Source organism: Pengzhenrongella frigida (genome assembly GCF_004168625.1).
Taxonomy (GTDB): Bacteria; Actinomycetota; Actinomycetes; order Actinomycetales; family Cellulomonadaceae; genus Pengzhenrongella; species Pengzhenrongella frigida.
The window spans coordinates 1-7,569 of record NZ_SDWW01000081.1 but is presented as its reverse complement, the minus strand read 5'-3'; the positions used below and the strand labels follow the sequence as shown (position 1 = coordinate 7,569).

5 protein-coding genes are annotated in these 7,569 nt (G+C 72.6%); 4 read left to right on the top strand and 1 reads right to left on the bottom strand.

Annotated features, from left to right (window positions below; all coding sequences use genetic code 11):
• Positions 1-77 precede the first annotated feature (77 nt).
• Positions 78-3,734: a TM0106 family RecB-like putative nuclease gene (locus tag EUA98_RS19030; protein WP_130104258.1), complete on the bottom strand. Its 3,657-nt coding sequence runs from the start codon at positions 3,732-3,734 to the stop codon at positions 78-80.
• A gap of 247 nt (positions 3,735-3,981) precedes the next feature.
• Between EUA98_RS19030 and EUA98_RS19025 the strand changes: the two genes are divergently transcribed.
• The 4 genes from EUA98_RS19025 to EUA98_RS19950 form a co-directional block, all read left to right on the top strand.
• Positions 3,982-5,160, top strand: a complete 1,179-nt coding sequence (locus EUA98_RS19025) for a methyl-accepting chemotaxis protein (RefSeq protein ID WP_350339521.1) — start codon at positions 3,982-3,984, stop codon at positions 5,158-5,160.
• A 49-nt stretch (positions 5,161-5,209) separates the two neighbouring features.
• Positions 5,210-5,893 carry a plasmid pRiA4b ORF-3 family protein gene (locus EUA98_RS19020; RefSeq protein ID WP_130104256.1) on the top strand — a complete coding sequence of 228 codons (684 nt, stop codon included), beginning with the start codon at positions 5,210-5,212 and terminating at the stop codon, positions 5,891-5,893.
• Between the two features lie 2 nt (positions 5,894-5,895).
• The gene (locus EUA98_RS19015) at positions 5,896-6,996 is read left to right on the top strand and encodes an SRPBCC family protein (RefSeq protein ID WP_130104255.1); all 1,101 of its coding nucleotides are present in this window, start codon (positions 5,896-5,898) and stop codon (positions 6,994-6,996) included.
• Between the two features lie 271 nt (positions 6,997-7,267).
• On the top strand, positions 7,268-7,569 hold a 302-nt coding region (locus EUA98_RS19950; RefSeq protein WP_165372917.1), incomplete at its 3' end, for a hypothetical protein.

Sequence of the window (7,569 nt, the reverse complement as noted above, 5' to 3'; positions counted from 1 at the left end):
ACGGCGCAGGCCGCGGACGAGCTGGCCCGGATGGCCGCCGAGCTGCAGCAGCTCGTCGGGCAGTTCCGCTCCTGACCTCAGTCCTCGCACAACCCGATGAACGCGCCGAGCTCTTCGAGCCCGTCGGGCCGGGTCGGCAGGTAGTCGGTCAGCGCGGCGGAGCGCACGACGATCGCGCACCACATCCCGCGCGAGACCGCCACGTTGATCCGGTTGCGGGAGAGCAGGAACTCCATGCCGCGCGGCACGTCGTCGGCCGTCGAAGCCGCCGTCGACACGATCACGACCGGTGCCTGCTGCCCCTGGAACTTGTCGACCGTGCCCACCTTCACCGCGCCGAGCCCCGCGGCGTCCAAGGCCCGTCGGATGGTCCACCGCTGCGCGTTGTAGGCCGCCACGACGACGACGTCGGCCGGCTCGAGCGGGCGGTCCTCGCCCACTCCCGCGACCAGCCGGGCAGGATCGCGCCACCGCCGCCCCACGACGTCGTGCACCTGGCGGACGACCTCGTCAGCCTCCTCGATCGAGGCCACCGCGTTGCCCGCATGCTCGACGAGGACGGTGCGCACCCCGGGCTCGACCCCGTCGAGCGAACGGTGCGCGGTCACCGGCATGGCGGTCAGGCGTCCCTCGTACGACAGTCGTGACACCGCCGCGCACAGCGCCGGGTGCATGCGCCAGGTCTGCGCGAGGAAGTAGCCGAGCGTGGGGGGCAAGGTCTCGTGGTCATCGGCGAGCCAGCCGAGCGCAGAGCGGTCCACCGGCTCGGGGTGCTTGCCCTGGCTGACCTGAGGCAGCTGTTGCGGGTCGCCGAGCAGCAGCAGGTTCCGCGCGCCGGCCGAGACCGCGACCGTGTTGGCCAGGGCGAACTGACCGGCCTCGTCGATCACGAGCACGTCGAACCCACCCGGGGGCAGCCGGTTCGCGTTGGTGAAGTCCCAGGACGTGCCGCCCACGACGTACCCGCCCGTCTGTGCCGCGTAGAACGCCTCGAACGCCCCGTTGTCCTTGAGGACCTTCCACGGCGCGGCCGTGCCACCCGCACCGGCGACCGGTGACGCCTGCGCCCGGGTCGGGGAGGCCTGAGCGGGCTTCTTGCCGACCTGCTCGGCCGCGACCCCCGCCGCGCGGACCGCGGCGAGCATGTTCTCGACCACCGCGTGGGACTGCGCGACCACCCCGACCCGCCACCCGCGGGCCACGAGCCGGGCGATCACCCGCGAGCCCGCGTACGTCTTGCCCGTGCCGGGCGGGCCCTGCACCGCGAGGTAGGAGTGGTCGAGGTCGAGCAGCGCCGCGGTGATCGCGTCGATGTACGCGTCCGGACCGTCCTGGACGGCCGGCAGCGCGCCCCGGCTGCGGGTGCGCGGCGGGATGCGGCGCAGCAGATCGAGGGCGGGCTGCTCCGGGAGGGTGAGCTCGCCCGGGGAGGCCGCGAGCGTGCCGACGACGCCGTCGGCCAGGGCGCGGATCGCCGCGCGCACGGTCGCGGAGCTCGGTGGCGCGCAGGGCCCCAGACCCATGGGCAGCCCGGCGTACCGCGCGGCCTTGCCCGGCAGCGACTCGTCCACGATCAGCACGCTGAGCTCGGGGGACTCGGCCGTGCCCACGGTGACCTCGACGACCTCGGCGCCGGTGAGCCATCCGCGGGTCGCGTCCACGGCGACCTTGGCGCACTCCGGGATCGGGGCGTCGTACAGCGCGATGACCTTCGCGCCCGCGCGCAGCTCACTGCCCGGTTCGAGCCGGCCCACCAGGCGCAACCGCCGTCGGGCATTGCGCTTGCCGGGCGGCACGGCCCAGTCCTGGAGCACCTGGACGTGGTCGGCGACGACGGTGCCGCGCGGCTCGGTCCAGTCCGCCGGATCGGCGCGCAGCCGGTCGAAGTGGCCCCACCAGAACGGGGTCTCCTCGCGCCAGTGGTAGCCGAGCGAGGCGGCGAGCATGGCGACGGCCTGCTGGTCGTTCGTGCGAGCGGTCGCAGGCCCCTCGCCCACCAGTGCGAGCAGGGCCTCGGCGGTCTCGTCGCGCTCGGGCGGCACCAGGCCGACGACGGCGCCGTCCGCGGGGTCGAGCGTTCCCGCGGGACCCTCGTCGGTCGGCGTGGCGGGCAGCTCCGCCGCGGTCGCGACCAGCCAGTCGCGCAGGCGCAGGGTCGACACGCAGTCGTACTCGTTGTACTCGGCGATACGTCCGAGCCGTTCAGCGAACCCGTCGGGCCCGTCGAGGTTCCCGGCATCCCGGACGGCGCACGCCTCGGCGTACTCGACGATCGATGCGCTCGCGTTGGTCACCTCGCCCGAGCGGGCCGACGGCATGTACAGCGGCTCGAGCTTCTTGATCGAGTACGAGTCCTGCCCCACGCGCACGCTCGCGCGGACGATCGTGTAGAGGTCGACGAGGACGCCCGCGCGCAGGAGGTCGGCCACCGCGTCCTCGCCGACGCCGTGCCGCCCGGCCAGGCGCTGCAACGCCGACTTCTCGTACGCCGCGTAGTGGTAGACGTGCAGGTCAGGGTGCACGGCCCGGCGCGCGGCCAGGTAGTCGAGGAAGTCGAGGAGTGCCTTCTTCTCCTCCGCGCGGTCGTGCGCCCAGAAGGTTGTGAAGACCGGCGCGGCCTCGGGGGTGGCCGGTTGCTCGACCACGCCGAACAGGTACTCCAGGCCCCAGTCCGTCGAGGAGCCCTCGGCCCACAGCGGGTCGCCCTCGAAGTCGAAGAAGAGGTCGCCCGGGTCGGCGGCGGGCAAGGCCCGCACCACGTCGGGCGCGAACATCTCGCGGGCGACCGCGCCGGGCGCCAGCTCACCCTGGCGAACCTGGAGCGCGGCCTGTGCGCGCAGCTTGTCGAGGGTGCCGGCGCCGATCTTCGGTACGGGCACCGTGCTCGCGGCGAGGTCATCGATCGTGGTCACGCCGGCGTCACGCAGGCGCGTGCGCTGGGTGCCGCGCATCCCGGCGACGAGGAGGAGGTCGCGGGTACGGGCGATCTCCGGGGCGCAGACCTCGCATCGTCCGCACGCGCGCACGTGCGGCTGGTAGGGGTCGGCCCAGACGACGGGCTGATCGGCGGAGCGGTGGGCGTCGAGCAGCCCCTGCAGGCGAGCCCGCCGGTCGCGGTAGACCGGGAGAAGATCCGCGAGGCGGTGGCTCGTGGTGGCGCGGTCGCCCAGGATGAGGTGGACCTCGGGGGCGGGGGTGAGGCCACTCGTGATCAGCTGGTCGGCGTACGCGGCGAGCTGCAGCAGCGCGGTGACCTTGGCGTGCCGGGCGAGCTTGGTGTCGTAGACGGCGTACACCGGGCCGCTGGCTGCCGTCTCTCGGCCGGGCTCGCGGATCAGGAAGTCGGCCCAACCCCCGAACCGACCATCGAAGAAGCCCGCCTGGTAGACGACGCCGGCCCCCGTGCGCAATGCGGAAAGGGTTTCGTCCCGCTTGGCCTCGAGGGCCGCGCGGTCTTTGCCGAGGTCGAATTCGGGGCGCTCGATCTCCACCACGCCCGTGCCGGTCGACCGGTCCCACGGGCCGAAACGGTCGCGAAACCCCTGCAAGACCCGCTGCTCGTGCGCGTCGCCGAGGGCGGCGGCGCGGGCCAGCATCGCGTCCGCCGCGAGCTCGAGCGGCGCGATCCGGCCGAGCTTGGCGTCCAGCGAGCGCAGCAGGGCGAACTCGCAGCTGGCGGCGTTGGCGAGGTCGCTCGCGCTGTACACGAGGGCGCCGTCGCTGAGAAGGAACATGAGGCGAGGGTAGTGAGGGGGTGTGACACGCGATCGACGCAGCCCTGATGAAGGCCTCGTGCGCCGATATTTCCCGGTCAACAAATGGGGTGGCTTCCGCAAAGAAAATATGCGCCGGACGCAAGGCGTTGACGGATTTTGGAAATGTTCTGGACTCGCCAGCCTGGAATTCTCACAACCAGCGTGCCGCAGCCGAAGTAGACGGCAGATCCGCAGGCCTTCTCTATCGGGAGCAATCATGGCTGCAATGTCCGAAATCAACGCATCACTGCCGTCGCGCGACGGCCAGGACGGCGCCCGCCGCTCGGCCGGATGGTGGGCGGACCGGTCGTTCCCGGTGAAGCTGGCCAGTGCCCTCGGCTGGTCGGTGATCGCCCTGGTCGTCCTCGCCGTCCAGGCCGGACCGGACGCGTTCGGCACGTCGGTCGCCGTTGCCGGCGTCGTGCTGACCGTGGGTTCGGGGATGTCGCTCGCCCGCCGCGAGCGGGCGGCCCTGGCGCGGATCGAGCACGTCGCTCAGGGGCTGGCCACCGGGGACCACACGCGGAGCACCGGTCTGGACAGCCACGACGAGGTGGGCCGGGCCGCCGTGGCGATCGATGGCGCCTCCGTCGCGCTGCGCGACTCCATGACGATGGTGCGCGAGGCAGCCCAGCTGATCGCCGCCGAGGCCGCCCGGTTCGCTGCGGCCAACGCCAAGGTCTCGGCCGGATCGCAGGAGACCAGCAAGCACGCCGGGTTCGTGGCCGCGGCGGCGACCGAGGTGTCCGGCCACGTGCAGACCGTGGCATCCGGCGCGGAGGAGATGGGCGCGTCGATCCGCGAGATCTCCCACAACGCGAACGAGGCGGCCAAGGTGGCCAACCAGGCCGCGGAGGCCGCCGCCGCGACGAACGAATCGGTCGGCCGGCTCGGGGTCTCGTCCCAGGAGATCGGCGACGTCGTCAGGACCGTCTCGTCCATCGCGGAGCAGACCAACCTCCTGGCACTGAACGCGACGATCGAGGCAGCACGGGCGGGCGAGGCGGGCAAGGGGTTCGCGGTCGTGGCCGGTGAGGTCAAGGAGCTCGCGCGGGAGACCGCGCGGGCGACCGAGGAGATCACTCGGCGGGTCGAGGCGATCCAGGTCGACACAGCCGGCGCCATGTCGGCGATCAGCGAGATCTCCGCGATCATCGACTCGATCAAGGACTTCCAGCTGACCATCGCGTCCGCCGTCGAGGAGCAGACCGCGACCACCAACGAGATGTCGCGATCGGTGACCGAGGCGGCCGGCGGGTCCGGGAAGATCGCCGCCATGATCATGGCCGGGGCGACATCGACGGCCGCGCTGGCGAGCCTCCGGGTCCAGATGGGCGACTCGGTGGCGGAGATCGCCCGGCTCTCGGCCGAGCTGGGTACCCGGGTGGGTGCGGCCGCCGCCTGATCCGGGCGAGACGCGACGCGGCCGGGGTCCCGTCTGCTGAGATGGACCCATGACTCCTCGTGACGATGAGCCCGACGGGTCGCGCGAGGCCGTTCCGTCGCGCCGGCGGACGCCGCGGGGAGAGCCTGCGACGTACCGGATCACCGTCGACCTGGACGACGCCGAGCCGCGCATCTGGCGGCAGCTCGCCGTCGCCAGCAGTCTCCGGCTCGACGCGCTGCTCCACGACGTCGGCGACACCCTGCTGTACGCCTACGACTTTGGGGACGGCTGGGATCACACGGTGCGCCTGGACGAGGTGCTGCCCCTGCCCGACGGCGGCGCCCCGGCCCGCTGCACCGCCGGGGCGCGCGCCTGCCCGCCCGAGGACTGCGGCGGAACGGGGGGCTACGAGGATCTGCTCGCCGCGGCGGCCGACCCCGCTCGGCTCGACCCGGACGAGCGGGCCGAGCTCGACCATCGTTTGGCGCACTACTTCCCCAGCGTCCCCCGGTCGGGGATCGCCGCCGCGGCCACCGAGTTCGACCTCGACCAGGTGAACACCCTGCTCGCGCGGCCGCCGATGCCGAAGCCGCTGGCCGACCTCCTCGTCCGTGCCCATGGACCGGGCGCCGGGGACCTGATCGACCTGATCGAGCGGGCCGGGCTCGACGGGCCGGTCCTGCTCGACACCGCTGCGGCGGCCCGCGACGGCGTGACGTTCGCGCGGGCCGCGCTGCAGACGTGGCCGTGAGGATGAGCCGCAACCTGCTGGCAGAACGCTGGGAGCGCCGTCGTCGCGCACGGGAGCTCGAGGAGCAGGAGACGGCCGTCGCCCGGCACGCTCGGCTGCCGCTGGTGCTCGTCGTCGAGGAGGTCCATCTCGATCTCGACTGCCCGGCGGACACCGCGTGGAGATTCGTGACAGATCCGGCGAACGGGCGCCTGCTCGGAGGTGACCCGAACGGCTTCGAGTTCGTGGTCCCCGGCAGCCCGCGGGGCGAGGTCGGGGAGCGCTTGTGCGCCTTCACCACCCGTGCGGACGGCGCCCTGATCGGTCAGGTCGAGGAGGTGGTGCGGCTCGAGCCCGGGCGCCTGCGGGTCGCGCGATCGCTGTCCACCGAGCACGCGTTCTCCGGGACTTTGGCGGTCGTGCCGCTGAGCGACCGGACGTGCCGGCTGTCCCTCGAGCTCACCGCGCAGGTGCATCCCGCCGAGAGCGAGGCGGTTCGGGAGCAGATGATCACGGGCACCGGCCGGGTGGTCCGGCGCGCCTCGCACCACCTCGCCGGAACCACTCCGCCGCTCGAACCCCCGCCGGCTCCCCGGCCCGCCTGCCGCGACGCCAGTGCGCTCGTGGCCGTCGCGGCGCGAGCCACGGTGGAGGTCGCCGTCGGTCCGGAGGTGGTCTGGGGCTTCCTGCTCGACGCCGGGAACGACCGGTTGGACTCCGAAGACCCCGAGGCGTTCGGGTGCACCGTGCCCGGGACACCCTCGGGGCAGGTCGGAGAGCTCCGCTGCGTGATCAGTCATCGTGCGAACGGCACGCTCGTGGCCACGCTCCAGGAGGTGGTCGCGCTCGACCCGCAGCGCTCGATGGTGACGCGCGGCCGGTCCACGACCCACCCCGCCGGCACCACGCTCCGGCTCGAGGCCTCGCCGACAGGTACGCGGCTGACCGTGCAGGTCGACCTGGAGGAGCACGTCAGCTCCGCGGAGGCGGCCCGGCTCCGGTTCGTGGGTGGCGCCGAGGCTCATCTCGCGCGGGTCAAGCGATGCCTCGAGGACCAGGGCGACTACCGGGACCAGGGCGAGGATCAGGACCAGGACGCCGGACCTCAGGGTTCCCGCCCGTAGCGGTCGGATCCGTTGAGACTGCGCATTCGACTGTGCCGTCTTGCACGCATTCGACGTTGTGCTGTTTGCCGCGCTATCCGATTCCTGAGGACCGACTCGGTCGCATTCCCGCCCGACCACAGGCTATTGACTCTGGACCCCCGTCCACAGATTTGGCGGCGTCACCCGGAATCCACAGGCAATGCCCGACGGCGGACGGGGAATGTCAGTGGCCATGGCTAGTGTTTGGAGCACGGAAATCGTATCCGTCGAGCCGAGCGGGGGTGCTGACATGGCTGTTGCGGAAGGTGATCCGGCGCCGTCGGTGACGTCGCCCGGCCCTGAACGGCAGCCTGCCCACGATGGCCTGTCGGCGACGGAACGATTCTCGGTGACGGAGCGGTCGTCGGTGACGGAGCGGTCGTCGGTGGCGGATGGCCCCTCGGTGGAGCGCGGCCCCTCGCTGCCGGAGGGTCTGTCGGTGGCGGAGCGGTTGGCGGTGGTGCGGGTCCAGGTCGAGGCGTTGGCGCTGGTGGTGGCGGCGGATCTGGCGGGGGCGGGGGCGTTGGCGCTCTTCGATGAGGCGTACGAGCT

Bases quoted from the DNA above. Each gene is read 5' to 3' on its own strand.
- EUA98_RS19030 (WP_130104258.1), bottom strand. From the start codon at position 3,734: ATGTTCCTTCTCAGCGACGGCGCCCTCGTGTACAGCGCGAGCGACCTC.
- EUA98_RS19025 (WP_350339521.1), top strand. From the start codon at position 3,982: ATGTCCGAAATCAACGCATCACTGCCGTCGCGCGACGGCCAGGACGGC.
- EUA98_RS19020 (WP_130104256.1), top strand. From the start codon at position 5,210: ATGACTCCTCGTGACGATGAGCCCGACGGGTCGCGCGAGGCCGTTCCG.
- EUA98_RS19015 (WP_130104255.1), top strand. From the start codon at position 5,896: ATGAGCCGCAACCTGCTGGCAGAACGCTGGGAGCGCCGTCGTCGCGCA.